Source organism: Terrabacter sp. NPDC000476 (assembly GCF_040300125.1).
In the GTDB taxonomy this organism is placed as follows: Bacteria; Actinomycetota; Actinomycetes; order Actinomycetales; family Dermatophilaceae; genus Terrabacter.
In genome coordinates this window covers 558,067-585,002 of the sequence record NZ_JBEPDF010000001.1, presented here as the reverse complement: position 1 = coordinate 585,002, position 26,936 = coordinate 558,067, and the positions used below count along the sequence as shown (strand labels likewise).

The 26,936-nt window shown below is 70.7% G+C and carries 27 protein-coding genes; 16 read left to right on the top strand and 11 right to left on the bottom strand.

Features of this window, described 5'->3' with window-relative positions:
• Positions 1 to 72: 72 nt before the first annotated feature.
• Genes ABT295_RS02740 through ABT295_RS02730 form a run of 3 tightly spaced genes read right to left on the bottom strand, consistent with a single transcriptional unit; the run spans position 73 to position 2,143 of the window.
• Complete coding sequence (locus ABT295_RS02740) at positions 73 to 693, bottom strand: TlpA family protein disulfide reductase (protein ID WP_352392881.1); 621 nt, start codon at positions 691 to 693, stop codon at positions 73 to 75.
• Entirely contained in the window at positions 687 to 1,625 is a 939-nt protein-coding gene (locus tag ABT295_RS02735) for a cation diffusion facilitator family transporter (protein ID WP_352392880.1), read from the bottom strand. The genes ABT295_RS02740 and ABT295_RS02735 overlap by 7 nt, the downstream gene beginning before the upstream one ends.
• Entirely contained in the window at positions 1,622 to 2,143 is a 522-nt protein-coding gene (locus ABT295_RS02730; protein ID WP_502991066.1) for an ArsR/SmtB family transcription factor, read from the bottom strand. Before ABT295_RS02730 ends, ABT295_RS02735 begins: the two co-directional genes overlap by 4 nt.
• A 138-nt stretch (positions 2,144 to 2,281) precedes the next feature.
• Here ABT295_RS02730 and ABT295_RS02725 point away from each other — a divergent pair, with 138 nt between their 5' ends.
• The 5 genes from ABT295_RS02725 to ABT295_RS02705 all read left to right on the top strand — a co-directional run bounded on the left by ABT295_RS02725 (position 2,282) and on the right by ABT295_RS02705 (position 6,804).
• Positions 2,282 to 2,926 carry a thioredoxin-like domain-containing protein gene (locus ABT295_RS02725; RefSeq protein ID WP_352392879.1) on the top strand — a complete coding sequence of 215 codons (645 nt, stop codon included), beginning with the start codon at positions 2,282 to 2,284 and terminating at the stop codon, positions 2,924 to 2,926.
• 2 nt (positions 2,927 to 2,928) lie between these two features.
• Positions 2,929 to 3,741, top strand: a complete 813-nt coding sequence (locus ABT295_RS02720) for a DUF305 domain-containing protein (protein WP_352392878.1) — start codon at positions 2,929 to 2,931, stop codon at positions 3,739 to 3,741.
• Between the two features lie 372 nt (positions 3,742 to 4,113).
• Entirely contained in the window at positions 4,114 to 4,797 is a 684-nt protein-coding gene (locus ABT295_RS02715) for a DsbA family protein (protein WP_352392877.1), read from the top strand.
• Between the two features lie 4 nt (positions 4,798 to 4,801).
• Entirely contained in the window at positions 4,802 to 5,515 is a 714-nt protein-coding gene (locus tag ABT295_RS02710) for a vitamin K epoxide reductase family protein (protein WP_352392876.1), read from the top strand.
• 908 nt (positions 5,516 to 6,423) lie between these two features.
• On the top strand, positions 6,424 to 6,804 hold the full coding sequence (locus ABT295_RS02705; RefSeq protein WP_352392875.1) for a recombinase family protein: 381 nt from the start codon (positions 6,424 to 6,426) through the stop codon (positions 6,802 to 6,804).
• On the opposite strand, the gene ABT295_RS02700 is transcribed toward ABT295_RS02705, so the two are convergent.
• The 4 genes from ABT295_RS02700 to ABT295_RS02685 all read right to left on the bottom strand — a co-directional run bounded on the left by ABT295_RS02700 (position 6,777) and on the right by ABT295_RS02685 (position 8,573).
• Positions 6,777 to 7,346: a DinB family protein gene (locus ABT295_RS02700; protein ID WP_352392874.1), complete on the bottom strand. Its 570-nt coding sequence runs from the start codon at positions 7,344 to 7,346 to the stop codon at positions 6,777 to 6,779. The genes ABT295_RS02705 and ABT295_RS02700 overlap by 28 nt on opposite strands.
• A complete protein-coding gene (locus tag ABT295_RS02695) occupies positions 7,346 to 7,474 on the bottom strand; it encodes a hypothetical protein (protein ID WP_352392873.1) in 129 nt (42 codons plus the stop codon). The genes ABT295_RS02700 and ABT295_RS02695 overlap by 1 nt, the downstream gene beginning before the upstream one ends.
• A 237-nt stretch (positions 7,475 to 7,711) precedes the next feature.
• Positions 7,712 to 8,023 (bottom strand): DF family (seleno)protein, encoded by a 312-nt coding sequence (locus ABT295_RS02690; RefSeq protein WP_352392872.1) that lies wholly within the window; start codon positions 8,021 to 8,023, stop codon positions 7,712 to 7,714.
• 196 nt (positions 8,024 to 8,219) lie between these two features.
• A complete protein-coding gene (locus ABT295_RS02685) occupies positions 8,220 to 8,573 on the bottom strand; it encodes an ArsR/SmtB family transcription factor (RefSeq protein WP_352392871.1) in 354 nt (117 codons plus the stop codon).
• Positions 8,574 to 8,742: 169 nt separating this feature from the next.
• Here ABT295_RS02685 and arsB point away from each other — a divergent pair, with 169 nt between their 5' ends.
• The 7 genes from arsB to ABT295_RS02650 all read left to right on the top strand — a co-directional run bounded on the left by arsB (position 8,743) and on the right by ABT295_RS02650 (position 14,817).
• Positions 8,743 to 9,867 carry an ACR3 family arsenite efflux transporter gene (arsB, locus tag ABT295_RS02680; RefSeq protein ID WP_352394680.1) on the top strand — a complete coding sequence of 375 codons (1,125 nt, stop codon included), beginning with the start codon at positions 8,743 to 8,745 and terminating at the stop codon, positions 9,865 to 9,867.
• On the top strand, positions 9,860 to 10,288 hold the full coding sequence (gene arsD, locus ABT295_RS02675) for an arsenite efflux transporter metallochaperone ArsD (RefSeq protein ID WP_352392870.1): 429 nt from the start codon (positions 9,860 to 9,862) through the stop codon (positions 10,286 to 10,288). Before arsB ends, arsD begins: the two co-directional genes overlap by 8 nt.
• Positions 10,288 to 12,090, top strand: a complete 1,803-nt coding sequence (gene arsA, locus ABT295_RS02670) for an arsenical pump-driving ATPase (protein ID WP_352394679.1) — start codon at positions 10,288 to 10,290, stop codon at positions 12,088 to 12,090. The genes arsD and arsA overlap by 1 nt, the downstream gene beginning before the upstream one ends.
• On the top strand, positions 12,080 to 12,706 hold the full coding sequence (locus ABT295_RS02665) for an arsenate reductase ArsC (protein WP_352392869.1): 627 nt from the start codon (positions 12,080 to 12,082) through the stop codon (positions 12,704 to 12,706). The genes arsA and ABT295_RS02665 overlap by 11 nt, the downstream gene beginning before the upstream one ends.
• An 80-nt stretch (positions 12,707 to 12,786) precedes the next feature.
• Entirely contained in the window at positions 12,787 to 13,212 is a 426-nt protein-coding gene (locus tag ABT295_RS02660; protein WP_352392868.1) for an arsenate reductase ArsC, read from the top strand.
• Positions 13,213 to 13,274: 62 nt separating this feature from the next.
• On the top strand, positions 13,275 to 14,369 hold the full coding sequence (gene trxB, locus ABT295_RS02655; protein WP_352392867.1) for a thioredoxin-disulfide reductase: 1,095 nt from the start codon (positions 13,275 to 13,277) through the stop codon (positions 14,367 to 14,369).
• 10 nt (positions 14,370 to 14,379) lie between these two features.
• Positions 14,380 to 14,817 carry an arsenate-mycothiol transferase ArsC gene (locus ABT295_RS02650; protein ID WP_352394678.1) on the top strand — a complete coding sequence of 146 codons (438 nt, stop codon included), beginning with the start codon at positions 14,380 to 14,382 and terminating at the stop codon, positions 14,815 to 14,817.
• Between the two features lie 89 nt (positions 14,818 to 14,906).
• On the opposite strand, the gene ABT295_RS02645 is transcribed toward ABT295_RS02650, so the two are convergent.
• Complete coding sequence (locus ABT295_RS02645) at positions 14,907 to 15,257, bottom strand: ArsR/SmtB family transcription factor (RefSeq protein WP_352392866.1); 351 nt, start codon at positions 15,255 to 15,257, stop codon at positions 14,907 to 14,909.
• Positions 15,258 to 15,413: 156 nt separating this feature from the next.
• Between ABT295_RS02645 and ABT295_RS02640 the strand changes: the two genes are divergently transcribed.
• The gene (locus ABT295_RS02640) at positions 15,414 to 16,865 is read left to right on the top strand and encodes an FAD-dependent oxidoreductase (RefSeq protein WP_502991122.1); all 1,452 of its coding nucleotides are present in this window, start codon (positions 15,414 to 15,416) and stop codon (positions 16,863 to 16,865) included.
• 131 nt (positions 16,866 to 16,996) lie between these two features.
• Positions 16,997 to 18,166, top strand: a complete 1,170-nt coding sequence (locus tag ABT295_RS02635) for an MFS transporter (protein WP_352392864.1) — start codon at positions 16,997 to 16,999, stop codon at positions 18,164 to 18,166.
• Positions 18,167 to 18,304: 138 nt separating this feature from the next.
• On the opposite strand, the gene ABT295_RS02630 is transcribed toward ABT295_RS02635, so the two are convergent.
• A complete protein-coding gene (locus ABT295_RS02630) occupies positions 18,305 to 18,952 on the bottom strand; it encodes a potassium channel family protein (RefSeq protein WP_352392863.1) in 648 nt (215 codons plus the stop codon).
• A gap of 131 nt (positions 18,953 to 19,083) precedes the next feature.
• Positions 19,084 to 19,413: a histone-like nucleoid-structuring protein Lsr2 gene (locus tag ABT295_RS02625; RefSeq protein WP_352392862.1), complete on the bottom strand. Its 330-nt coding sequence runs from the start codon at positions 19,411 to 19,413 to the stop codon at positions 19,084 to 19,086.
• 159 nt (positions 19,414 to 19,572) lie between these two features.
• On the opposite strand from ABT295_RS02625, the gene ABT295_RS02620 reads away from it, so the two are divergent.
• Positions 19,573 to 19,776, top strand: coding sequence for a hypothetical protein (locus ABT295_RS02620; RefSeq protein WP_352392861.1), 204 nt, complete (start codon positions 19,573 to 19,575; stop codon positions 19,774 to 19,776).
• A 256-nt stretch (positions 19,777 to 20,032) separates the two neighbouring features.
• On the opposite strand, the gene mobF is transcribed toward ABT295_RS02620, so the two are convergent.
• Positions 20,033 to 26,167 carry a MobF family relaxase gene (mobF, locus tag ABT295_RS02615; RefSeq protein ID WP_352392860.1) on the bottom strand — a complete coding sequence of 2,045 codons (6,135 nt, stop codon included), beginning with the start codon at positions 26,165 to 26,167 and terminating at the stop codon, positions 20,033 to 20,035.
• Between the two features lie 319 nt (positions 26,168 to 26,486).
• Between mobF and ABT295_RS02610 the strand changes: the two genes are divergently transcribed.
• Positions 26,487 to 26,888, top strand: coding sequence for a hypothetical protein (locus tag ABT295_RS02610; protein ID WP_352392859.1), 402 nt, complete (start codon positions 26,487 to 26,489; stop codon positions 26,886 to 26,888).
• Positions 26,889 to 26,936: the final 48 nt, after the last annotated feature.

The following is a 26,936-nucleotide window of genomic DNA, read 5'->3' as shown; positions in this document are numbered from 1 at the left end:
GCAGCAGTGCGGCGGCGGCCGCACCCGCGGCACAACGCGTCCGAAGACCGCGGCGGGGAGTGCGCACCCCGCTCAGCCCTTTGACAGGACGTCGTCGATGAGTCCGGTCAGGACGCTAGCGGTCACCGGCCCGGACACGCGGGCCGCGATGCGCGCGGACGTGTCGAGCACGAGTGTCGTCGGGGTGGCGACCGCCTTGCCCTGCAGGGCCAGGATCGGGACGCCGCCGTCGTAGGCCAGCGACGGGTAGGTGATGCGGTGCTGGCGCTGGAAGGACAGTCCGGTGGCCGGGGTCTCCATCTTGTCCAGCCCGAGGAATCGGACGGGAAGGCGTCGTCGCTGAACGGATTCCCAGGCCTTCTGCAGGTCGGCCGCCTCGCTGATGCACGGCGGGCACCAGGAGCCCCACACGTTGACGACGAGCACCGTCGCGCGCAGGTCCGCGTTGGACCAGGGCCGTCCTTCCAGCGTGGTGCCGGACAGTCGCACCGGGTCGCGCCTGCTGCCGGGTGGGATCTGCTCGATGGTGCCGTCGCCGGAGACGTAGCCCTTCCGGTCGCCGGAGCGTGCCTGGTCCGCGGCGGACTGCTCGGCGCCGCAGCCGGCCAGCAATGCCGTGCCACCCGCGGCCACCAGGCTGGTGGCCAGCTGCAGGGCGCGGCGGCGGGTCAGCGGTGCGGCGTCGCTCACCATGTGGTCTGGGCGCAGGCGCTGGAGCCTGCGGGCTCGACCTGGAGGGTGGCGTGCTCGATGCCGAAGCGTTCGCGCATGACGGCTGCGGCCTGGGTGAGGATCGTGGCGGAGTCCGCCACGGGGGCGCCGGCGTGAGGGTCTGCCGTGACGAGGTGGGCGGTGGCGACGTTCATCCCGGAGGTGAGCGTCCACACATGCAGGTCGTGGACCTCGACCACCCCCGTGATCTCCGACAGGGCCTGCTCCGCCTCGTCGGGGTGCATGCCCGCCGGCGCGTGCTGCCCGAGGACGGCCAGCACCTCCCGCCCGAGCATCACGGCGCGGACGGCCACGAACAGGGCAATCGCCAGAGCCACGACGGTGTCCCACCACTGCTGCCCGGTGGTGCCAACGAGGATGGCGGCGGCGATGACCCCGACGGATCCGAGGGTGTCGGCGAGGACCTCGAGGTAGGCGCCCTTGACGTTGAGGCTCTCGCTGGCGCCGGCGCGCAGCAGCACGATGCTGATGAGGTTGATGAGCAGACCGAGGGCTCCGACGACCAGCATCGGGCCGGAGGCGACCTCGGTCACGGCGCCGATGCGTCCGGTGGCCTCGATGCAGATGTAGACGGCCACGCCGAGCATGAGCAGCACCGCCAGGCCCGAGGCGAAGACCTCGGCCCGGTAGGAGCCGAACGTGCGTCGCCCGGTCGTGTCTGCGCGGGTCGCGATGCGGGTCGCGACCAGCGCCGCACCCAGGGCGACGACGTCGGCCGCCATGTGGCCGGCGTCGCTGATCAGGGCCAGCGACTGGGAGGTCAGCCCGACGACGAGCTCGACGACGAAGAACGATGCGACCAGCCCGAAGGCCAGCTGCAGGCGCCAGCGGTGCGCGCCGGCGGCAGAGCCGCTTCCGCCGTGTCCATGCCCGTGTCCGTGTCCGTGGCTCATGCGCCGGCCCCCGTGCGCGTGGAGCCCGTGCGCGTGGAGCCCGTGCGCGTGGAACCCGGGCGCCGCGTCGAGACGCGGGCGGGCGCGGTGTGGGCGCCGGAAGGCTCCACCCGTTCGACCGCGGCCGCCGGGGTCGCGGCGTGCTCGTGAGTCATGTGTTCGCGAGTCAGGTCGAGCAGCATCCGCACGTGCGCGTCGGCGAGGCGGTAGTACATGAGGCGTCCGTCGCGGCGGGCGGTGACGACCTGCGACGCGCGCAGCAGGCGCAACGACTGCGACACCGTCGTCTCTGCGACGCCGGTGGATGCAGCGAGGTCACACACGCACAGTTCGCCGGCCTCCAGCAGCGCGTAGAGCAGTTTGGACCGGGTGGGGTCCCCGAGCAGCTTGAAGACGGCGGACACCTGGATCAGGTCGTCCTCGGGCAGGGCCCGGGCGCGGACGTGGCGCACTGTCACGGGGTGGACGCAATGTTCGGTGCAGGCATCGATCCCGACGACCGTCTCATCTGAACGCATGGTCAGATGTTACGGTACTGGCGCGTGTTGCGGCACCGCCCGTCCGAACCGGGTGCGCGAGAAGCAGCACGACAACTCACGACCGCCCGCCGGTGCCCGTGACGGCACCGATCCGGGCCTTTGGCCCTTGGAGGTCCCATGCCCGCCAACAAGAACAACCGCGGCTCCGGCCGCGAGGAACGCCGTCAACGCGCAGCCCGGATGGCGGCCGCCCAGAAGGCCCAGGAGCGTCGCCGCTCGGTCCTTCTCTGGGGCGCGGTCGTGACCGTCGTGGTGGCCATGGTGGCCGCCGTCGGCATCGTCATCGTGAAGGAACGAGCAAACCGCCCGACCCTCGACGCGGTGCGCTCCTACACCGTCAGCCAGGGCCACGTCACGACTCCCGTCGCGTACGCGCAGACGCCGCCCGCCGGCCGTGAGCACGCCCCGGTCTGGCTCAACTGCGGCACGTACACCAAGCCGGTCCCCAACGAGAACGCCGTGCATTCGATGGAGCACGGCGCCGTCTGGGTGACCTATCGGGACGACCTGCCCGCAGAGCAGGTCACGAAGCTCACCGCAACGCTGCCGGACACCTACTCCGTCCTGTCGCCGTACAAGGGCCTGACCGCTCCCGTCGTCGCCTCGGCGTGGGGCAAGCAGCTGGCCCTCGACAGCGCAGACGACCCGCGCCTGGCCGAGTTCGTCAAGGCCTACCGCCAGGGGCCCCAGACTCCAGAGCCCGGGGCTGCCTGCACCGGCGGCACCGACGGCACCGGATCCGGCGCCCCGCAGGGGATGTGACGATGCCGGAGAACGCCAGCACGGCTGCCCCCCAGAGCAGCCCGGACGTCACGCCCCGGCCGACCGGGCGCATCGCGCTCCTCGCCTCGCTCCTCATCCTCGTCTTCGTGGGGCTCGCGGGGTTCGCCGGCTACCAGCTAGGCCGCGCCGGGGACGCCCCAGCCGAAGGCAGTGCCGACGTCGGGTTTTCCCGCGACATGCAGACCCACCACAACCAGGCCGTGCAGATGGCCCTCGTCATCCGCGACAAGACCTCCGACCCCACCCTGCGCGCGGTCGCCTACGACATCGCCACGAGCCAGTCACAGCAGGCCGGCCAGATGTACGGCTGGCTCGCGCACTGGGGCCTGCCGGCGACCTCACCCGGCCGGGCCATGGCGTGGATGTCCGCGGGTCAGCACCAGCCCGAGGACGACCCCGCCGAGGGCCCGGCAGCGACCGCCCACAGCCCCGGCGCCACCACCAGCACCGGCGAACCGTCCGGCTCCCACGCCGGCATGACCGGCATGCCCGGCACGTCCGGCACGTCCGCCAGCTCGGGGATGGCCGGGATGACTGGGGCCGAGACCGGCGGGCCGTCGATGGGCAGGGCCACCCCTGAGCAGCTCAAGGCCCTGCAGAACGCCTCGGGCCTCGAGGCCGAACGGCAGTTCCTCACCCTGATGATCGCCCACCACAAGGGCGGCGTGCAGATGGCCCAGGCCGCTCTGCGGTTGGCGACCACGCCCGAGGTCCTGACCCTGGCGCGCGCGATCGAGACAACTCAGACCGCCGAGATCAAGCAGCTGCAGCAGCTCCTGGAGGCACGCCGGTGATGTCCCCGTCCAACGGCATCTGGTTCGCCCTGGCCGGGTTCGTTCTCGCAGCGCTCGTCGTCGTGGCCATCGAGCTGAGGTCGCGGCGACGCGAACGACGTTCCGGCCGCGCCCAGGAGGAGGCGGCTGGCCCCGACGCAACGGTCGGTGGGACGGCCGTGGAATCCGAGCCCGCTGACACCCAGCAGGTCGACAGGCCACCCGCGGACGCGTCGGCCGAGGACACGCCGGGGAGGGACACGCCGGGGAGGGACACGCCGGGGAGGGACACGCCGGGGAGGGACACGCCGGGGAGGGACACGCCGTGACGGAACCCGTGAGTCGCCTCGGGCGTTGCCGGGCTGTTGTCGCCGAACACCGAAAGACCTCCCCATGAAACGCAGTGCCTCCATCTCCGCCGTCCTTGCCGCGCTCGTCGTCGGCATCGTCCTGCTCGCGTTGCAGCTGACCTCCGGCAGCGACCCGGCCGGCGCGCAGCCGGAGGGCGGCTCTCCCGCAGAGTCCAGTCAGTCGCAGACGCATGGCCGGCTCGTCCGAGCCGACAGCCACCGTCTGCAGACGGCGTCCGATAGCAAGGTGACCCTGGTGGAGTTCCTCGACTTCGAGTGCGAGGCGTGCCGCGCGGCGTACCCGTTCGTCGAGCAGCTGCGCAACGACTACGCCGGCAAGGTCACCTTCGTGCTGCGCTACTTCCCGATCGCCAGCCACAAGAACGCGATGAACGCGGCGCTGGCGGTCGAGGCCGCAGCCCAGCAAGGCAAGCTCGAGCCGATGTACCAGCGGATGTACGCCTCACAGGCCGAATGGGGTGAGCAGCAGTCCTCGCAGGCCGCGCGGTTCCGCACCGACGCGATCGTCCTCGGCCTGGACATGGCGGCCTACGACAAGGCGGTTCTCGACCCGGCCACGCTGGCCCGCGTCGAGAAGGACCGCCAGGACGGCCTGGCCCTCGGGGTGCAGGGCACCCCGACGTTCTTCCTCAACGGCAAGCAGGTCACCGCGCAGACGGAGCAGCAGTTCCGCGCCGAGATCGACGCCGCGCTCGCCGGCCGCTGACGCCATGACCGTCCCCGCTGACGCGATCCCGTTCCGACGCCGTGGGGGCGGGCTCGCGTGGGTCCTGACCTCAGCCGGCATGCTCGGGCTGCTCGCTGCCGCAACCCTGCTCGTCGAGAAGATCGCCCTGCTGCGCGACTCGACCTATGTGCCGAGCTGCAGCATCAACCCGGTCCTGAGCTGCGGGTCGGTCATGACCTCGCCGCAGGCCGAGGCGTTCGGCGTGCCCAACCCGCTGTTGGGCGTCGTCGGCTTCACCGTCGTCACGACCACCGGCGTGGCCCTGCTCGCCGGGGCGAGGCTCCCACGCTGGTTCTGGCTCGGCCTGCAGATCGGCGTCACCGCCGGCGTCGGCTTCGTGCACTGGCTCATCGCGCAGAGCCTCTACGTCATCGGGGCCCTGTGCCCGTACTGCATCCTCGTCTGGGTCGTGACGATCACCCTCTTCGTCGGTGTCACCGCACGGAACCTCGCCGCGGGCCTCCGGACGCGCTCAGCGGCGCTGCGACACCTTCCGCGATGGGCCCCGACGGTCGGGCTCGGCTGGCTCGCCGTGATCGCGGCGCTCATCGGCGTCCGGTTCTGGGACTACTGGTCGCTGCAGCTGCGGGCCGGCCACTCACCGCTGGTGTGGCTTGCCGCGGGTGCGGGCCTCTACGTCCTTATCCTCGCTGCCGCCGTAATGCAGAGCCGGTTCGCGCGTAGCGGGCCAGGGTAGACGGGGCCCGGTCACCGTGGGGACCGGGGCGTCGTCGCGCGCACTTCCCACCGCCACCGCCAGGCCCGATGGCGGTGCCCACCAGGTGGGTCCGACAGGTTCCCCTGGCGCGGGCGTTGGACGCGGCGGGGATCCAGTGCGTGCCCGCGGCCCCCTCGACGCTCCAACGCCCGGCCGTGACCCGGGTGAGGTCATCACGGTAACCGTCCCGACCGCGACGGTCGAGGCGGCCCCGGGATCTGGCTGGGCGCGGAAGGACTGCCGCAGGGATCTGATGCGGGCCCGTCACCGGCTGTCGAAGCTGCTGCTGCGGCACGGCATCGTGTACTCCGGTGGCCAGGCGTGGGCGGCGCGCACACGCCTGGCTGCGACGGCAACATCTCGAAACGCCGGCCACCCGCAATCGCGTCCGACTCGGACTACGAGGCGGTGCTGATGGTGAAGGCCCGTCGGGACCGGCTCGATGCCGCGATCACGGTGATGGCCGCGGACAGCGAGTCCACCCCCGTGGTGCACCGACTCGGTGCCTCCGCGGGGTCAGCACCTTGACGGTGTTCGCCCTCGCCGCCGAATCGGCGACTGGTACCGGTTCACCGGCAACACGATCGGTTCGCTCGTCGGGCTGGTGACCAGCGAACACTCCTCGAGCGTGTCCCGCGTGCAGGGACCGGTGACCAAGACCGGCAACGGCCACGCCGCCGCCGGCTGCTCGTCGCGGGCCGCCCGGAAACGACCGTTTTTCGACGACGCGTTTGCGCGCCTCGGCGAGCGGATCGTCGTGCGGGCTACGGTCGACCGAAACTGCCGACCGAAACCTGACTCGCCCGAAATCAGACGGCGATCGTTTCCGGTCGTGCCTTGGCCTGGCAGCCGGCCCGGTGGCTGCGCTGCTTGGGGATCGGAGACAGATGAGCACAGCAGTGGGCTACGCCAGGGTGAGCACCCACGAGCAGGACACTGGGGCACAAGAGAGCGCGCTACGCGCCGCTGGCGCGGAGCGGGTGTTCGTCGACCATGCGGCCTCCTCGAGGCGAGCAGATCGGCCACAGTGGCTCGCGTGCCTGGACTACCTGCGTGCGGGGGACACGCTGCTCGTGTGGCGCTTGGACCGCTTGGCGGGGACGCAGACGCTCGCGATCGAAACCATCAACGACCTGCACGAGCGTGGCGTTCAGATCAAGAGTCTGACCGACGAGCGGCATGGTCGGACGCCCGTCCGACGAGCGGCATGTGCGGACGTCGCGTTGCCCGCCGTCCTGCGTCAGGTCACGCTCGCGAGCGTTAGCTGACGGCGGTGGTGGTCGTAGTGCAGCACGGGGTAGGCGTAGACGGCGGCCAAGGTCATGTATCCCTCGAAGTACGGGTCCCAACTGGCCGGGAAGCGCATCCCGCGACCGAGCCGCTCCTCCGGTTCCTGCGCGAGGCTGGCGATCAGATGCCCGACGGTGTGGTCGCACAGGCGTCCCATCCGGGTGTGGTTGAAGACGAGCGCGCCAGCGCAGGACCCGGCGTAGTTCACCGCGTGGAACGGGGCCCGTGCAGCATCGAGCAGCGCAGCGAAGCTGCGGCCGACCCAGCTCGGCAGTACGGAGATGACCCGCACGAGCGGGAGCAGGCGGCGCACGACGAGGAACCCGAAGACCATGTGGAAGAGCAGCTGTTCGTTGGTCCACTTGGTGCCGTTGCTCGGCGCGCGGAGCTCAGCGCACGTGGCCGACTGCACGAGCGCGAGCAGGTCGTCGCGGCACCGGGCCAGTTCGGCGGTGATGGCAGCTCTCTCGACATCCGGGCCGGGTTGGTCGCCTGACCCGAGCGGGCGCCTTGAGGTCATCAGGGCAGGTGCCTGTCCAGGCGGCGCAGCAGCGCCCCGAGGAAGGGCCAGTGCTGCAGACCGGCGTGCATGACGCGGCCGCGCACGGCAGCGACCGAGCGGCGGAGCGCCGGACCCGGCGTGTGCACGCTCGCCTCCGCCGCGGATCGGGCCCGACGGGACAGCCATCGCGCGCACCCGGTGCACACCGCGACCTCCGGGTGGGACCCGAGCCGAGTCAGGGCGCGCTCATCGAACGTGTTCCCGCAGCACCAACAGTTTGGGCGCGGCACCTGCTCGTGCTCCTGCGCGACGGCGGCCATGTGCCTATCGTCGCCCCGAGCCACCCGCGTGACCAGTGGGCATTCCTGGCGGTCAGGCGCGCCTCAGGTGCCTCGGGTGAGCGCCTCGATGAGCTGGTCAACCGTGGGCGAACCAGCTAAGCCCTGCGGGGTGGCGTACAACCGGCAGGCCAGCGCTGGGCTCGCACCCGGCTGCGCGAACGGGTCGGTGCCGTCCAGCAGGATGGTCGGTGAACCGGTGAACGCCAGCCGGTCCGCGTCGTCACTTGAGGCGACGGCCACCGTGCTCAGCTCCACCTGCACTCCGGTCCGGGCGGCCGCCGCGTGAACGTGCTCGACGGCATCCTGCCAGCTTGGGCAGCCGTCGAAGTACAACACCGTCACGTCCACGCTCATGGCTCCATCATCGCCCCCGCCCAGCCTGGCGAAGCGGGCCGGGTCTGGCCACGGGTGACCTCGGTATCCTGCAGCCCTTCGGCGGGAAAACTGGACCGGGCGGTGCCCCGCCGTCAGTGCAACATCCTCGAGATGCAACATCGTCGCGAGCTGGGGCGAGGTTGGGGGTCTTGGTTACCGGGGGCGACATCGAGGCTCAGGTGAGGTAGGTCCGGATGTCGTCCAGCACGTTCGCCTGGAGATGGAACCAGGCCCAGCTTCCGCGCCGCTCGCGGGTGAGTATGCCGGCGTCGACGAGGGTCTTGAGGTGGTGGCTGACGGTGGGCTGCGAGACCTGCACGGCGTCGGTCATGTCGCAGACGCACGCCTCCTGGTTGGGGGAGGCGCTGATGATGCTGAGCAGCTGCAGGCGCACGGGGTCGGCCAGCGCCTTGAGCAGGCCGGCGCGCTGCTCCGCCTCGGCGCGATCGAGCACCGTCACGGAGGGCGAGCCGCACTCCGAGACGGACGGCACCTGTCGTGGCGTCGTGCTCAGTGTCGTGATGCTCACGTGTTCACCTTTCGTTCGCCTTCATCGACTTAGGTCAATGTTGACACACGTCGATGCAACTGCCAACGTTGGAGTATCGACGACGGTCGATTCTGCCCCTCAGACCACGCCCAGCCCTCGAAGGACATCGGTGAACAACGCGCCCAGCCCCAGCACCTCCACCGAGGCCATGCCGTCCGTCCACGATCCGGTGGTCGCGAAGCTCTCGACCCTCGACCGCTTCCTGCCGGTCTGGATCGGCCTGGCCATGGTGGCCGGACTGCTCCTCGGGCGTCTCGTGCCCGGCCTCGGCGACGCGCTGTCGCGCGTGGAGGTCGACGGGGTCTCGCTGCCGATCGCCCTCGGACTGCTCGTCATGATGTACCCGGTGCTGGCCAAGGTTCGCTACGACCGGCTCGACTCCGTCACGGGCGACAAGCGACTGCTCGTCAGCTCCCTGTTCCTCAACTGGGTGCTCGGGCCGGCGCTGATGTTCGCCCTCGCGTGGATATTCCTGCCCGACCTGCCCGCCTACCGCACCGGCCTGATCATCGTCGGACTCGCCCGGTGCATCGCCATGGTGATCATCTGGAACGACCTCGCGTGCGGTGACCGCGAGGCCGCCGCCGTGCTCGTCGCGCTCAACTCGATCTTCCAGGTCATCGCCTTCGCGGGCCTCGGCTGGTTCTACCTGTCCGTGCTGCCCGGGTGGCTCGGCCTCCAGCAGACCGGCATCGACGCCTCGACGTGGGACATCGCCCGCTCCGTGCTCATCTTCCTGGGCATCCCGCTGCTGGCCGGCTTCCTGTCGCGCCGGCTCGGCGAGAAGAAGCGTGGGCGGACCTGGTACGAAAACACGTTCATCCCCCGCATCGGACCGTGGGCGCTGTACGGGCTGCTCTTCACCATCGTCATCCTCTTCGCCCTGCAGGGGGACGCGATCACCTCGCGGCCCCTCGACGTGGTGCGCATCGCGCTGCCCCTCCTTGTCTACTTCGCCGTGATGTGGGGCGGCGGGTTCGGCCTCGGCGCAAGCCTCCGTCTGGGCTACGAGCGCACCACGACGCTCGCCTTCACCGCCGCGGGCAACAACTTCGAGCTCGCGATCGCCGTCGCCATCGCCACCTTCGGCGCAGCCTCCGGCCAGGCACTGGCTGGCGTCGTCGGCCCCCTCATCGAGGTGCCAGCCCTCGTCGCCCTCGTCTACGTCAGCCTCGCCCTGCGCAGGCGGTTCCCTTCCGCGGCCGGCGCCCCGAACGCCCCCCTCACCCCACAGGCAACCACGACCCCAACGCAGGAGACCCGCAATGGTTGAGATCCACGTCTACGAGCCCGCGCTCTGCTGCAACACCGGCGTCTGCGGACCCGAGCTCGATGAGCGCCTTGTCGTCTTCACCGCCGACCTGGCGCACGTCAACGACGCGGGCGGCCAGGTGCAGCGCCACAACCTGGCCAACGACCCGCAGGCGTTCGTCACGAACGACGCCGTCCGGGACTTCCTCCACCTCGCAGGATCGGACGGCCTCCCGCTGACGATGGTCGACGGCGTGACCGTGCTGACCGGCGCCTACCCGACCCGCGAGCAGCTGGCCCGGTACGCCGCTGTCAACACGTCCGGAGACGCGTCCCCGACCGGCCGTGGCCTGTTGCCGCTGGCCTCCGCAGGATCCGACGCCGGTTGCTGTTCACCGGAGGGCTCCGTCGCTTCGTCCAGCTCCTCGACGGGTTGCTGCTGATGCTCGCCCTGCCCTTCCTCGACTCCCCGCCCCGGTTCCTGTTCTTCACGGGCAAGGGTGGCGTGGGGAAGACGTCGCTGGCGTGTGCCACGGCCGTGCGCCTAGCGGGGCAGGGCAAGCGGGTGCTGCTGACGAGCACCGACCCGGCGTCGAACGTCGGGCAGGTGTTCGGCGTCACGGTGGGCAACACGGTGACACCGGTGACCAGCGTGCCGGGCCTGGATGCGTTGGAGATCGACCCGCAGCAGGCGGCGGATGCGTACCGCGCCGCGATCATCGACCCGGTCCGAGACCTGCTGCCGCCTGCGGAAGTCTCCGCGATGACCGAGCAGCTGTCTGGGGCGTGCACGACCGAGATCGCTTCCTTCAACGAGTTCACCTCCCTGCTGGCCGACGAGACCGCCACCGCTGCCTACGACCACGTCCTCTTCGACACCGCCCCCACGGGGCACACCGTCCGGCTGCTGCAGCTGCCGGGAGAGTGGACCACCTACCTGTCCGACGGCAAGGGCGACGTGTCATGCCTGGGACCCGTCGCGGGCCTCGACCGGCTACGGCACGACTACGCCGGCGCACTGGCAGCGCTGACTGACCCCACCCGGACGCGCCTTGTCCTCGTGACGCGCCCGCAGCGCTCCTCCATTCGGGAGGCCGCTCGCACCTTCGACGAGCTGCGCGAGCTGGGCATGACGAACGCCCACCTCGTCGTCAACGGCGTCATCCCGAAGTACGCGGCCGCCGACGCCGCTGACGACGTCCTCGTAGACGCGGTGACTCGGCGCGAGAAGGAAGCCCTGGAGATCATCCCCGCCGACCTTGCCGCGCTGCCCCGGACGACGATTCCGTTGCTCGCGTTCAACACCGTCGGCCTCCCCTCGCTCCGCGCTCTGCTGGACCCCGACGTGACTCCGGCCGCACCAGCCAGCGACGAGATCGCCGCCATGCCAGACGGTTTGGCCAGCCTGCGTGACCTCGTCGACGACCTCGAGGCCGACGGTCACGGCCTGGTCATGTGCATGGGCAAGGGTGGCGTCGGCAAGACCACCGTCGCCGCCGCGGTCGCCCTCGAGCTCGCCTCCCGAGGCCATGAGGTGCTGCTCACGACCACTGACCCGGCCGCACACCTGAGTGAGACGCTGCAGGTCGAGGTGGAGCATCTCACTGTCGAGCGGATCGACCCGGAGCAGGCGATCATCGAGTACCGCGAACGGGTCATGGCGGGCAAGGGCAACGCGCTCGACGACGCCGGCCGGGCCGGCCTCGCCGAGGACCTGAAGTCGCCGTGCACCGACGAGGTGGCGGTCTTCCAGCAGTTCTCGCACGTGGTGTTCCGCGCCCGCAAGCAGTTCGTCGTGCTCGACACGGCACCGACGGGCCACACGCTGCTGCTGCTCGACGCGACCGGTTCCTACCATCGCGAGATCACGCGTCAGATGAGCGAAGGCGCCCGCTTCGTCACCCCGCTGATGCGGCTGCAGGACCCGGCCCAGACCAAGGTCGTCATCGTCACCCTTCCCGAGACCACGCCCGTGCTCGAAGCCCAGGAGCTGCAGGTCGACCTCGCCCGGGCCGGCATCACGCCGTGGGCCTGGGTCGTCAACGCCAGCCTCACCGCCTCGGCGCCCACCTCGTCGTTCCTGCGGGCCAGGGCCCACGCCGAAGCCGAGCCGCTCGCTCGCGTGAGCCAGCTCTGCGGACGCGTGGCCGTGCTGCCGCTGCTGGCCCACGAACCGGTCGGCACCGCCGCCCTTTCAGAGCTGACCCGACCTGCCATGGAAGGAACCCTGACCGATGCGCACTGACAGCGATGCGGGCTCGCCCGACTACGACCGGATCGTGGACGACCTGACGTACAAGTACGACGGCGTCTTCTCGAAGGAGTCCGTCGCTCAGGCCGTCGCCGACGCACGCGCCGCTCTCGAGCCCGTCTCGAAGATCCCCACCTACCTGCCGATCCTCACCGCCAGGTACGCCACCCAGCAGCTGACCGCCGCCGCGCAGGCCGAAGGCCGGATCACCAAGCAGGTCCCCGAGCTGCTCTTCGTCTGCGTCCACAACGCCGGCCGCTCCCAGATCGCGGCCGCGCTGGCCCAGCACCTCTCCGGCGGTCGCGTCCACGTCCGCTCCGCGGGGTCCGCCCCGGTCGGCGAGGTCAACGCCACCGCCATCGCCGTGCTCAAGGAACGCGGCATCGACCTCTCCGAGGCCTACCCCAAGCCGCTCACCGACGACGTCGTGCGCGCTGCCGACGTCGTCATCACGATGGGCTGCGGCGACGCCTGCCCCATCCTGCCGGGCAAGCGGTACGAGGACTGGGACGTCGCCGACCCCGCCGGTCAGCCCCTCGAGACCGTGCGCGACATCCGCGACGACATCCAAGGCCGCGTCACCCGACTGCTCCGCGACCTCGGAATCTGACCTAGCGACACCGCCCCACTTGCGCTTGCGTCAACCCACCGCATCCACGACCCCCAAACCAGAAGCAAGGAGCCACCCACATGAGCAACCAGGCCGACAAGCCGTCCGTCCTCTTCGTCTGTATCCACAACGCCGGCCGCTCCCAGATGGCTGCCGCCTACCTCGCGCACCTCTCCGGCGGCGCAGTCGAAGTGCGCTCGGCCGGGTCCGCCCCCGCCGATCAGGTCAACCCGTCCGCCGTCGCCGCGATGGCCGAGGAGGGCATCGACATCACGGCCGAGACTCCCAAGATCCTCACCACCGAAGCGGTGAAGGAGTCCGAGGTCGTCATCACCATGGGCTGCGGCGACACCTGCCCGATCTTCCCCGGCAAGCGCTACGAGGACTGGGAGCTCGCCGACCCCGCCGGTAAGGGTGTCGAGGCGGTGCGACCTATCCGCGACGAGATCAAGCAACGCATCCTCGATCTGCTCGCGTCCCTCGACGTCACCCCGGTGAACGCCTGAGCACGGCCCTGCCGCAGGACCCGCTGACCCACTGACCGCACGGCTACGCGACAAGGACCCGCATGACTGACATCACCGACGTCCGCAACGTCATCATCATCGGCTCCGGCCCCGCGGGCTACACCGCAGCCGTCTACGCCGCCCGCGCGAACCTCGCGCCCCTCGTCTTCGAGGGCGCCGTGACCGCCGGCGGTGCGCTGATGAACACGACCGACGTCGAGAACTTCCCCGGCTTCAAGGACGGCATCATGGGCCCCGACCTCATGGACGGGATGCGCGCCCAGGCCCAGCGCTTCGGCGCCGAGCTCGTCACCGACGACGTCACGGCCGTCGACCTGACCGGCGACGTCAAGACCGTCACCGACGGCGAAGGCAACCTCCACCGCGCCCGCTCGGTCATCCTCGCGATGGGCTCGGCCTACCGCGAGCTCGGTCTGCCCCGCGAGAAGGAGCTCTCGGGCCACGGCGTCTCCTGGTGCGCCACCTGCGACGGCTTCTTCTTCCGCGACCAGGACATCGCCGTCGTCGGCGGCGGCGACTCGGCCATCGAGGAAGCGACCTTCCTGACCAAGTTCGCCCGCACCGTCACGATCATCCACCGCCGCGACGCCCTCAGGGCCAGCAAGATCATGGCGGACCGCGCTTACGGCAACGACAAGATCCGCTTCGCGTGGAACTCCGAGGTCGCGCAGATCCACGGTGAGGGCAAGCTCAGCGGTGTGACGCTGCGCGACACGGTCACCGGCGAGACCCGCGAGCTGGCGATCACCGGTCTCTTCGTCGCGATCGGCCACGACCCCCGTAACGAGCTCGTCACGGGTGTCGTCGACACCGACGACGCGGGCTACGTGCTCGTCGACGGCCGCTCCACGCGGACCAACCTGCCCGGCGTCCTCGCGTGCGGCGACCTCGTCGACCACACCTACCGCCAGGCGATCACGGCCGCCGGCTCCGGGTGCGCCGCCGCCCTCGACGCCGAGCACTACCTCGCCGCGCTCGAGGACTCCGCGACCCCGTCCGACGCCGCTGCCGAGGCGGCGCTCATCGACGAGACGGACTCGGGCGAGATCCCCGATGTGCGCGCCACCCCCACCGTGGGCGCCGAACCCGTCCCGGGCTCCCTGACAGCCATGTTCGCAGGGCTATCGCGTGAGTGAGGCCCGGCAGGTGGAACCTGCGGATGCCGGTGCAGGTCGTCCGTCCGTGCTCTTCGTGTGCGTCAAGAACGGCGGAAAGTCCCAGATGGCAGCCGCGATCATGCGCTCACTGGCCGGCAACAGGGTCGAGGTCCACTCCGCCGGCACCAAGCCCGGAGACTCGATCAACGCCTTGTCTGCGCAGGTGGTCGCCGAGGTCGGCGCCAGCATGGACGGAGAGATCCCCAAGTCCATCAACTCGGACCTGCTGCGTCGCGTGGATCGCACGATCGTGCTCGGCGCCGACGCGGTCGTCGAGCCCGTGGACGGGATGCGCGGGACGATCGAGACGTGGGAGACCGACGAGCCCTCGACGCGCGGCATCGACGGCGTCGAGCGGATGCGCCTGATCCGCGACGACGTCGCTGCCCGCTGTCAGCGTCTGCTCGACGCCATGTCGCCCGGCTGACCCGCACCTGTCCCGCGGACCCTCGTCCGGTGGATGGGCGGCGAGTGGGTGGGACCGCCTCACGGCGCTCACGAGAAGCGTCTGATGGGTCAGCTATCGGTCGGCGCCAGGAGCGCTGCCATGACGGCCAGCATGTCCGGCGCGAGCCGGTAGTACACCCAGGTCCCGCGTCGCTCGGACTCGAGCAGACCGGCCTCGCGCAGCTTCTTCAGGTGGTGCGACACCGTGGGCTGGGACACCCCGACGTCTTGGATGTCACAGACGCACGCCTCGCTTCCCTCGGCGGAGGCGATGTTCGAGAACAGGCGCAGCCGCACCGGGTCGCCCAGCGCCTTGAACATAACGGCTGCCTGCTCAGCGTCCACTTCGCTCAACGGCGCGCGCGTAAGCGGTGCGCAGCAGAGACCCGTCTCAAGGGCAGGCTCGACGGAGACGTCCATGACAGGCAGTTGGTTCGGCATATGTCTATGTTGACATTCGTCGATACCAGTTGCAAGATGGCCCTGTCAGAGCATCGACGAACATCGAATCAGCATCCCGCGCAGTGGTGAGTGCCGTGGCGGGTGCCCCATTCTGGAGGTTGTCCCGTGACCAGCATCAACCAGCTGCCCGCCGACGCCACCGCGCCGGCCACCGCGGCGTCAGAGACCGCTGACCCGGTCGCGGTCATCGGTGCCGGCCCGATCGGGCTGGCCGCGGCCGCGCACCTGCTCGAGCGTGGCCTCGAGCCGCTCGTGCTCGAGCAAGGTGAGCGGGCCGGCGCCTCCGTCAGGTCATGGGGGCACGTCCGGCTCTTCTCCCGATGGGCCGAGCTCGTCGATCCGGCCGCGCGGCGCCTCCTCGCCCCGAGCGGGTGGAGCGAACCCGAGCCGGACCGCTACCCGACCGGCGCCGAATGGGCCGAGCAGTACCTGCAGCCGCTGGCCGACGCCCTCGACGACCGCGTCCGGTACGGAGCCGCTGTCACCGGCGTGGCTCGGCAGGGCCGCGACCGCGTCGTCGACTCCGGTCGGGAGGAGCAGCCGTTCACCGTCCACATCCGTCACACCGACGGCCGCACCAGCCGGGTCACCGCCCGGGCCGTCGTCGACGCCTCGGGCACGTGGACGCGGCCGAACCCACTGGGCAGCGACGGCTACCCGGCCGACGGGGAGCACCAGCCGGCTGTTGCCCCCCGCGTGTCCTACCGGGTGCCCGACGCCGCCGCTCCGGACGACGTCGCCCGCTTTGGTGGCAAACGCACCGCCGTCGTCGGATCGGGCCACTCCGCCCTCACTGCCCTGGTCGCGCTGGCGACCCTCGCTGAGCAGGTTCCCGGGACGAAGGCCGTGTGGGTGCTGCGCCGTGGCGCTGTGGGCAACGCGTATGGCGGCGGCGACGCCGACCAGCTTCCGGCCCGGGGCGCGCTCGGGTTGCGTGCCCGCGAGGCCGTGACCGCCGGGCACGTCGAGCTCATCACCGGCTTCCGCACCCAGGGCATCGAAGCCGTCGGCGCGGACGGCAAGGACAGCACCCTCACCATGGTGGGCGAGGACGGACGCCGCGTGGATGGGCTCGACGAGATCGTCGGTCTCACAGGGTTCCGGCCCGACCACTCGATCATGTCCGAGCTGCGCCTGGACCTCGACGCTCGCCTCGAGGCGCCGGTGGGTCTGGCCCCTCTCATCGACCCCAACGTGCACTCTTGCGGCACGGTCTACCCGCACGGCGCGAACGAGCTGAGCCATGAGGAGCAAGACGTCTACGTCGTCGGGATGAAGGCTTACGGCCGCGCGCCGACGTTCCTGGCCTTGACCGGGTACGAGCAGGTCCGCTCCGTCGCGGCCGCTCTGGTCGGGGACGCCGAGTCGGCCTCCCGCGTCGAGCTCGCCCTTCCGGAGACCGGCGTGTGTGGCGGCGCGGGCCTCTTCGACGAGCCGGACACGGCCACGGCCGTCGGTGGCAGCACGGACAGCGGTGGCGGCTGCTGCGCCCCGGCAGCGCGCCAGCTCGTGCAGATCGGCACCCCCTCGAGTGGCTCGGAAGCGTGCGGACCGACGGGATGCTGAAGCCCGGCACCGACAGCTGGGTAACCCCGGCTGCAGGGCCGTTAGCCTCAGGTGCCCGGCCCGACGGCGACGTCCCAACGGCCTCGGTGACGCCGCCCCGACGGCCGCGGTGGGCGCTGCCGGCCCTGTGCGTGACCCAGGTCGTCGGCTGGGGCGTGCTCTACTACGCCTTCCCGGTCATGCTCCCCACCTTGACCCGGGACACCGGCTGGTCACCTCCCGCCGCGACTGCTGCCTTCTCGACCGCGCTCGTAGTCTCCGCGCTCGTCGGCATCCCCGTCGGACACCTCATCGACCGCCAGGGCCCGCGGTGGGTCATGACCGCCGGCTCCGTCCTCGCCGCCGGCGCCTTCGCCGTCGTGGCGACCGCACCGAACCTGCCGACGTTCGCGCTCGGATGGGTACTGGCCGGGTTCGCGATGGCCTCGACGTTCTACCAGCCGGCCTTCGCCGCCCTCACCCGCTGGTACGGCCCAGACCGGGTCCGTGCCCTGACGATCCTCACCCTTGCCGGGGGCCTCGCGAGCACCGTCTTCGCCCCAGTCACCGCCGTCCTGACCGCTGCGTTCGGCTGGCGCCAAGCCGCGCTCGTGCTGGCCGCCGTCGTCCTGCTCGTCGCCGTTCCGCTGCACGCCGTGGCCCTGCGCGGGCCTTGGCCCGACCACCCAGAGCAACCCCCGACGAGCGCGATCCAGGCACCCAGGCACGGCGCACGGGAGGTCAGCAGGAGCCGGCCCTTCCTGCTCCTCGCGCTGGCCCTCACGTTGTCCGGGTTCGCCATGTACGCCGTCGTCTTCGGCCTCATCCCCCTGCTCACCCAGCGCGGCGCCACGACCACCGAGGCCGCCTGGGCCTTGGGGCTCGGCGGACTCGGACAGACGCTCGGGCGCATCCTCTACTCATCCCTTGCCGCCCAGACCAGCCCGCGTACCCGGACCGCCATTCTCATCCTCGCCGGCGGCGCCACCACCGCACTCCTAGCAGCCGTCACCGGCCCGCTCTGGCTCCTCACCCTCATCGCGATGGCCGCCGGCATGGTCCGCGGCAACCTCACCCTCCTCCAGGCCACAGCTGTCACCGACCGCTGGGGCACCCGCGCCTACGGCCGTCTGACCGCTACCCTCGCGGCGCCGGTCACGATCGCCGGAGCCCTCGCCCCCTGGGCCGGCGCCGCACTCGCCGTCCCGCTGGGCGGCTACACCAACCTGTTCTGGATGCTTGCCGTTCTCTCAGCCGTCGGGTCGCTCATCGCTCGTGTCGCCAACGGGCCGGGGACGCAGATCAGAGACTCCGGGGCGTGAGACGGCGTTGCCGCTCATCGGCAGAGTCGGACGATCACGAACCTCACCATGTTGCCGATGCGTTGGCAGGGGCGCGTCTTTCCGCCGCGAGCCGCGCGGGTCCGCACCCTAGGCGAAGCGGTCGCCCCGCCGAGCTGCTCATGACTCGTTGAGTTGGCGCTCGTTGCGCTCGGCCTCGACGCGGCCCAAGATCCATGATGTGACCGAGGCAATTACGGCGCCCACGACGCCGATCCCGACCACCATGAGAACGACACCGATGGTGCGCCCCTCGGCGGTCACTGGGAATCTGTCTCCATAGCCCACCGTGGTGACGGTCGCGCAGGCCCACCACAACGCGTCTCCGATCGTGGCGATATTGACGCCTTCCGCAGATCGCTCCGCGTCCAGAACAGCCAGTGCGCCCAAGCCGACGGCGACGGACGCGGCACCCGCTACGTAGACGAGGACCCTGCCAGCGAGGTTGTTCGCAGCCGAGCGGTCAAGGATCCGAACCAGCGCGAGAAGGCGCAGCAGTCTGAGCGGCCGCAGGAGCGGTACCGCCACCAAGGCCACGTCGTACCAGTGACGAATCGCATAGGCGCGCCGGCCATCCGCCAGAACGAGCCGGATAAGCAAATCAAAGGCGAAGGCGCCCCAGACCGTCCACGAGAGGGCGTCCAAGACGTTGCGCGTACTCGGGTCAAGGCGCGGGTCCAGCACGGGCCACGCGTAGGCCACTAGGAAGGCCAAGGCCAACAGTATGAGCGGCACCTCGGAGCGTCGCTCCCACTTCTCGACAGTCACATGAGTGAGTGTCGCAGCGGGTCCGCGCCCGGGAAGAGCCATTGACCTGACCTTCGAAGGACAGCTCGTCGACGAGCCGACAAATACGAAGGCCGCCCGCCCCCAAGGGGCGGGCGGCTTTCGTGGCGGCCTCAGCGAGAGGCGTTGTAGGCGTCCTGCACTTCTTGGCTGATCCGGCCACGGTCCGAGACCGTGTGACCGTTGACTCGGGCCCACTGGCGGACGGCCTGGAGCTGGTTCTTGTCGGTCTTTCCGACAGCTGTTTTGGCAGCGGCGCGGCGGCCGCCGCCGGTCTTGCGAGCCTTGCTGGTGAAGGGCTCGAGCGCCTTGATGAACTTCTCCTCGTTCTTGTTGCAGAGGTCGATCTCGTACTGGGTGCCTTGGTAGCTGAACTGGATTGTGGTGTCGGCGGGGCCACCGTCGATGTCGTCTTCAAGAATGGTCTGGATTCGCTGAGCCATGCTTCGGGCGCTCCTGTTGCTCGATGACTCCCTGCGACTGCATCGAATCACACGCAAGCGAATACCTGCCACGTCGGCACTGGGATAGGGGAGCCGACCGCACCCATCGTGCAGCCGAGGCTCAATCGTTTCGTGTTGTGCGAACGTCATACTCGAGTCATGGAGATCGAGGCTGAGTCCACACCACGAGATCTCGGACACGTCATGAGGACGCGGTTGCGCGGGCACAACAAGGGGGACCTGGCCCTTGCCGCCCTGACCCTTTCCGTGGCCGCGCTGGCGGCAGGCTACGAAGCCGCCCGTTGGGCGGACGGCCGTGTCCGTCGCGACCGCCGTTCGGCGAGTGCCGTACGCGGCGTCTGAGCCGCGTCAAGGGCAAAGAGAACGGGACGGTTCCGGGGTTCGTAGGGCAAGTCGGGGGAGCTCCGTGAGTGCTCAGGAGACCACCGGTGGTGTCGTCCCGTGCCCGCGTCGTTCCATCACGCGCGCGGATTATCGGTTGAGCGGCCGAACTCGGGATCGAAGCGATGGGCGGTCGACAACAGGGACTGTGTCACTTCGCACCTTGTGCGGCCGTCATTGGTCATCGCGACGGTCGGACGGGGGACTGGGGTGTTCCTCAGCGCCTGGCAGGGTCTTGGCGGGGCACGCTCGTGGCGTACGCGGCGCGCTGCTGTTGGGCGGCTCCGGTTCGTGGGTGTCCGGGCGTCTCGGACGTGTTGACGGGTGTCTCGTCGACGGCGGTCTCGTCATGGGGGAGGTGGACGGCGAGTCGACGACGGAGCTCTTGAGCTGGCCGGTCCTGCAGCGGGTCGTCCTCGATGATCCGACGGCAGAGGGCCGCGATGTCCTGTCCGCTCTGGTGTGCCTGGGCGAGCATGGTGGCCAGGGCGGGCCAGTCGCTCTGGGCGGGAAGCCGGGGGTCGAGCTCGCGGGCCAGCCAGAGCCATCGCTCGACGTGCTGACGGATATGGGGCGACGCGGGGCGCCTGCGCTCATCGTGCAGGCCGGTCAGTTGCTGCCGGGCGACGGCGCGGGGGTCGCGGTTCCAGGCCTCGGCCAGGTCGGCGAGGCAGGCGCGCGCAGCCCGACGTGTGGTGTCGAGCTCGCGTGCGATGAGCCGGGTCCCGGGGTCCCACGCGGTGGCGGGTTGGGCGGCGAGGACCTGGGTGGCCCGCTGCAGCCGGGTGTCGCGGCTGAGGCTGCAGAGGCGTTCCGTGATGAGCGTCGACGCGAGGGGTCGGGCGCGCTGGAGGGTGTCGAGCAGCGCGTGGGAGCCTTGGCGGGTGAAGACGTCGGCGGGGTCTGACCCGTCGGGGAAGATCGCCAAAGCGGGAGTCAGGCCGTGGGGTGCGAGCATCCAGAAGTCCCGTTCGGCGGCGAGCCGGCCGGGCTGGTCGCCGTCGGTCGCCACGACCAGGGGTCGTCCCATCGCCGCCAGCTGTGCGCTCTGCTGCTGGGTGAGCGAGGTGCCGAGGGTGGCGAGGCCGACATAGGCCCCGGCGCCGGCGAGGGTGACCGCGAGAGCGTCCATGGGGCCCTCGACGAGCACGACGGTGGTGTCGAGGGGTAGGGGCCACGACGGAGTCCCGTAGAGCTGGGCGCCCTTGTGGAACAGGGGAGTGTCGGCGGTGTTGAGGTACTTCGGCACCCCACGACCCTCCATGTGGTCATCGCCGAGGTCCGGGTGGCGACGTCCGATGAAGCCCAGCACGTCGCCGTCGCGGGTGATGGGGAGCATGACGCGGTCCCGGAACCGGTCGATGAGCCTGCCGGGGCGGGCACGTGTGGCAACGCCGGTCGCGAGCATCTCGCCGTCGCTGATGCCGTAGCGCCGCAGGGTGGTGACGAGATTGGTCCACCCGGCGGGCGCGTACCCGGGCGCGAACCCGGACAGGGCTGCAGTGAGGGTAGGGGCGCGAGGAACCCTGTGTCGACCGGTCGCCGATTCGCTTGTGGGGTCGAGGCGTTCGTGCAGGTAGGTGTCGGCCCAGCTGTTCGCGAGCTGGCCGCGGAAGTAGTCCAGGGTGAGGTGGTTGATCTCGAGCATCCGCTCCCGGCTGACGGGGCTGTCGTCCCAAAGCGCGGCGCGGGCGACCATGGTCTCGACGTGTTCTTCGTCGGGCGGAAGGGGTCCCATCGTGTCGCGCACCATGGCGGCGAGGGCGAGCCGCACCTCGACCGCCGCTGCGACCTCATCGGGCTCGTCGCGCTCGACGCCGTCGGCGCTCTCGTTGATCTTCGGGTCGGTGCTCGGGTCACGGTTCGGGCCGAGGAGGTCCTGCCACTGTTGCGGGGTGGGCGCCTCGCACCAACGACCGGTGTCCGGGTCGAGCTCGTGCTCGACATCGTGGTCGGCGTCCTCATCGTGGTGGTGGAGGACGGTGGCTTGCTCGCTCCAGGACTGGTCATCCTCGGGAGGTGGGTTCTCGTCAAGGTCCTCGGCCGGTGGGGGTGGGTCGGTGAGGACGGTGATGCGCCACACCATGGCCTGGCAGTCGTCGAGGTCTTCGTTGCGGTGAGGGCCGCCCTCGTCGCGCAGGTGCGTGCCGAGGAGATCGGAGAGGGTCCAACCGTGTTGTAGGGCGTGGTCGATGCTGGTGACCAGGGCGGGCCACCACGGGCTGGCCTGCAGCTCCCCGGCGTGCTGCGGGCCGAACGTTTCGGAGACGCGGGGTAGCCATGACGTCGTGAGGGCGTCGTGCTGGTAGTGCTTGGTGTCGACGGCGACAGCGGGAGCCACGTGCCGGCTGATGCGCCACCACAAGGCGGCCGCAGGGTGGTCATCGGGCAGCGGCGAGAAACTGGCTGCGCGACGCAGGAGGTTGTGGGCGTCGAGCCCGGCCCGGGACATCGCGGCCAGCCGTTCGGCCAGGGTCGGGGTGAAGTCGTCGCGGCGGACACCGGGCGCGACCGTCTGCAGGAGGTCCTGCCATTCCTGCAGGGCTGGTGCGTGAGTGGCGTGCAGGGCGGTGGTGAGTCGTCGTTGCCACAGGGCGGCGGCCTTCTGCAGTTGCGGTGGCCCGGTGGGGCGACGGTCCTGCTCGGGGACCTGAGTCGCGGCCCGCCAGACCTGCACGTCAGCGAGGACGTCGGGGTCTGGGCGGCGGCCGGTGTGGGTGACCCACGCGGGCGTCTTGGTGGGGGCGGTGTCCCTCACCTGGTCGGCAAGGCCGGTGACGAGTTCGGCTCTGCGAGTGAGGTACTCGCCCCAGCCCGGATGCTGCAGCAGTGCTGCTGGGATGCCAGAGAGCCAGGGGAACGGCCCTGTGCCGGCGGCAAGACCATCAAGGCGCCAGTCGATGACGGCTGCGGGGTCGTCGGCGGTGTCGAGTTCTCGGCTGCCGGCGGCGTTGAGCAGGGCGGTGCGGGGGTCGCGGTCGTTGGCGGCGAGCAGGATCAGATGTGCGCGGAGGGTGGGCCAGGCGGGGGCCTGGGTGAGCCCGGGCACGGCTTGGTCGGCGTCGCGCTCCAGAGTGGTCACGGCTCGGGGGCCGAGGAGGTCCTCTGCGGCATGGTGGAGGGCGTCGGTGTAGCGGGCGGTCGCCTGCCCGAGCAGGAGGGCCGGGTCGGCGGCGTCGCGCAGCTGGGTGGCGGCGGAGACGGGGGAGTGGTCCCGGGCGAGGATCGCTTCGAGGATGTCGGTGGCGGTGGGTGGGGCGAGGGTGTCGGGGTGGATCGCGGTGTGGGGGTCGCCGTCGGTGACGACCTGGACGTAGACGTGGTTGGCGACCCGGCCGCGGGTGAGCATCGTGTAGAGCTGCTGGCGTGACTCCTGCCCGCTGACCAGGCCGTGCATGGTGTCCGCGGAGACGCCTTGTGCGGCATGGACCGTGGTGGCGTAGCCGAGCTCCGTCGTGGCGGTCACGTATTCGGCGGGCAGGGTGATGGTGCGCCGGTGGCGGGTGTGCTGGACGTGAATCCGGCCGTCGTTACCGACGTCCAGGACGGTCCACCGGTCGCCGTTCTTGACCCAGTCCGTGGCGCTCACTCGTAGCCGGCGGTCGTTGGTTCGGGTGATGACGAGGTCACCGACCGAGGCGGCGTTCCCGTCCGCCAGAGTGACCTGAGTGGTTGAGCCAGCGCCGCTGCCGGCACCGGCGTCGGCATTGGGGTGTTGGCGCTGGAGGCGGTGGGTGCGGGCGCGGTGGTTGAGCTGGGCGACGAGCTCGCGGGTGGGGGCGAGCATGATCGCGTCCAGGCCACGGTCGGTGTCCGTGCGCCAGGCGGTGAAGATGTCCTCGGTGGTGGTGGCGGGGTCGCCGACGTGGACGCGGTGCTGGTCGAGGTAGAACCCGAGGGCCTCGGGTGCCCCGTCGCGGAGGGCGAGAGTGGCGGCGGCTTCGGCGGGGTCGGTGAAGCGCAGCAGCTCGGTCAGACGCAGCGCTCCGTGGCGGTGGGCGATGTCGCGAAGGACCCCGCCGGCGCCGATCGCGGCGAGCTGCTGGTCATCCCCGATGAGCCGGACGGACCCGCCCCGGGCAGTGACGAACTGCACGACGGTGTCGAGGGTGAGGGTGTCGGCCATGCCGGCCTCATCGACCACGACGAGGCTGTTCCGGCCGATGTTGGCGGCCCAGTCGGGCAGCTCGCCGTGGGTGATGGACCAGGTGAGCTTGGCGAGGGTGTCCGTGACGGCGGACGCCGGCCCTGACGGCTCGGCGGTGCCGACATCGCCCGGAACGCCGCCGGCGTGCGCGCGGGCGGCGTACGTGGTGGCTGCTGTGGCGGCACTGATCTGGTCGCGCAGGACGGCCGCGGCGGCTGCTGAGGGGGCGAGCCCGATCACGTGGCCGCCGCCGTTGCCCCAGGCCGTGGCCAGCGCCCGCAGGGCGGTCGTCTTCCCGGCTCCGGCAGGTGCGATCGCCAGCTGCAGCCGCGCCCCGGAGGTCGCCATGGCGCGGACCAGGGCTGTCTGTCCGGCGTTGAGGGTGACCCCGTTCGCGGCGGACTCGAGCAGCGCCAGCTCCACATCGCGGGTCGCGGCCGCGGTCCCGTCGAGGCGTCCGGCGGCCTCGAGCAGGCGGTGTTCGGCGGCGAGGACGGCGGAGGAGGTGTACCGGTCTGCGCCGTGGACCGTGTAGACGCTAGCGCCGTCCCGGCGGCGCAGCTGCGCCGGTTCCCTCATCCCGTCGTCCTGGTCGGTCAGGCGTACCGACCGGCGGTCCAGGACCTCGTCGACGAGAAGCCCCACGACCGCGTCGACGTCGCCGGCCCAAACGCCGGCGCGGACGTGGGGACTGTCAGGTTCGGCGGATCTGACCCGGCGTTGTGCCTCGGCCCGGACGTGCCACACCTGCCACGTGCTGCGGCTCGACTCCAACGTGGCGACGATCGAGGCAGCGGTCGCCTCGACCCACGCCGTGTCGATCAGCCCCGCGTCTATCCGCCGATCAACCGCTGCGCCGGGCGCCTCGATATGAGAGCTGAGGCCCGCCTGTCCGGGCGTTTGTCGTGCGGTGGCTGCCCGGACCATCGCCTCGAGGGCGTGCTCGTCGCCGAGGACCTCGAGGGCTTGTCGGCGCCACGTGGTCCGTTGCTCGGTCAGGGTGCGCGGGTCTTTCTTGGCGTGCCGGGTCTCCAAGGTCGCCTGCTGCGCCAGCTGGATCGACTCGACCGCGGTCGGGGGACGGCCGTGGGCGTGCTGGAAGGCCTGGGCGAGCTCGCCTCGTCGGGTCTCGACAGCTGTCCGCCGGGCCGACCAGCGCTCGTTCAGGCGGGCGTCGACACCGACCACCTCCCGGATCGGACGCTTACCGACATCGGACCCTGCACGCTCGGTGAAGCGCAGGCCGAGGTTGGCGTGGAGGTGCTTCTCGAGGGCGGTGTTGTAGGTCTCGGACGCGGACACGTTGGCCTTGAACAGGACCCGCCCGTCGATGCTGAGCCAGCGCCCGTCGAGGGTCTGGACCTTGTTCGCGACAGCGACGTGGGTGTGCAGGTCCGGGTCCCCGGCCCGGGAGTCCCGGTGCGTGAACGCCGTCGCCACCAGCCCCCGGACCTCGACCTGGCGGACCCCGTTGGCGCCGGTGCGGGTGAACAGGGCGTGCTCCTCCAAGAACCGCAGCGCGTCCTGTACGGCCGCCACGTGGGCGCGTTCGATGGCCGCGGCCGTCGCCGGATCTGACACCGCCCAAAGGGTGCTCACGCTCTTGACGGGGGAGAAGGTCAGGTCGTAGCCGGCGACCGCGGTCGTCCGGGGCCGGGAGTGTTTCGCGATCGTCGCGGCGATCTCCCGGGCGCCGTCCGAGCCACTCGCGGGGTCCCGGCCGTGCTCGGCGCGGAAGAACTCGGTCGCCACCCCGGTTCGAATTCGAGCCCGCTCCTGCAGCAGAACCGCGGCGTCCGAACCTTCGTCGAGCGTGGAGGCGAGCTCGGCGATGCGGCGGGCCACCTCGATCCGGAACGCGCTGACATCACTCGGATAGACCTTGTACGGCAGCCCGAGACGGGTCACCGCCCGGTAGTCGCGCGCGGTCAGGTCCGGGCCTGCCAGCCGGTCCAGTCGTTGCTGAGCGAGCGGGTGGTGGCCGGAGCCGAAGAGGGCCTGCATCTGCTCTGCGGTGACGACGTCCCCGGCCTGCAGGCCGTCGATGCCGGCCATCCCCGAGCCGACCCAAACCCCGGGCGTCTCACCCTTTTGGGCGTAGTAGCTGGCCAGGCCGGTGTGGCCCTTGTCGGTGGCGTCCTGGGCCGCGACCTGACGGGTCAGGTAGTCGTACCCGCTCCCGGCCGTCAGCTTGTGGATGGACATCGTCACACCGACCAAAGCCAGATCCAGGTGCCCTGAAGATCACATCGTTGAAACGGAAACGACCGGCAATGCATGAGGTGTGTGTGACATGAGCCTTTGAGGTTTCGAGAGGGTACGCGCTTTCGCCAGCAGCGTCGGCCAGGTCGAGATCGGGTTTCAGGATCTGGGCGCTGGTTCTGCGAGTCGCTCTGCGACGTCACGCTGCCGTCGTGATGACGGGCTCGAGTGGCGAGTTCGGGGATGGTCGGGGACTGATCGCTGGAGAGCGATCTCGCGGCTTACGTGAACAACAGATGCCATGCCATCAGGAGGGTCGGTCATGGGTGAGACCGCCGAGCAAGATTGGCGACCGTCGGTGCGTCAGACGGCGCGCCGCGCGGCCCTCGCCGCGCAGGCGGAGTTACGCGCACACAGGCAGACGCGGGACAAGCGACTGGCCGCCCTCGCAACGGACGTGTTGGTCGCCCTGGGGGAGCGGGATGCTGCCGTCCTCAAGCACGAGCTACGCGCGGGCGCGGCGCTGAGGCAGCTGCTCGACGGTGAGCACGTGACCGTCGCGGAGGCGGCACAGTGGTGTGGCGCGAGCCTGACCCCGCGGGAGATCGCACGGCTGCGCCGTCTGGGCGACAGGCAGCAGATCCCTGGCCGGGGCACAGCGACAGGGCAGGCCGCCGACGGCGGGGCCGACGGGTCATCGAGCACCGGCGCCCCTGCCCCCTGACCTCCAGAGTTCGAGGCCTCGAGCCCCCGGCGGCGGAGGTCATGGCTG